A 454-nucleotide genomic window follows, 5' to 3' on the forward strand; every position below is an offset into this window, starting at 1 on the left:
TTTTGCATCTCGCATGGGTCCATATAAGGGCCTAAGAAAATTTTTGCTTTATTTGCAAGTGATGTTTTATCTTTATTTTTATCTCCTTTTAGATCACCTTTTGGAAGTGCTGCATTTTTGTTGCCATAAAATGCAACTTTCTCATTTGGAGCAGCTTTTTTAGCGTATGGGTCAAATTTAGTAATAAATCTCCACTGAGTCTCTTTACCATCAACTCCTGGCCATCTAAGACCTCTTACCTTATGGTATGTGTCAAAATCGGCTAGGTCGTGACCATGTCCAACGCCAAATTTTCTATACTCTTCACAAAGATATTTGTGAACGAAAAATCCATATCCTTTAACTTCTTTGCCATCTGAACCGATCACTCTTCTGCTATCGCAAAATCCTTCTGTATTGTCGTAGTTTTACCTAATAGGATCGTTTGCGCTAAATTTCTTAGCCTCTTCGTTAG

1 pseudogene is annotated in these 454 nt (G+C 37.2%); it reads right to left on the reverse strand.

Features of this window, described 5'->3' with window-relative positions:
- Nucleotides 1–454: pseudogene (locus tag CYP43_RS03875) on the reverse strand (periplasmic nitrate reductase subunit alpha); the annotation flags it as partial.

It is taken from the genome of Campylobacter concisus (assembly GCF_002913045.1).
Taxonomy (GTDB): Bacteria; Campylobacterota; Campylobacteria; order Campylobacterales; family Campylobacteraceae; genus Campylobacter_A; species Campylobacter_A concisus_AP.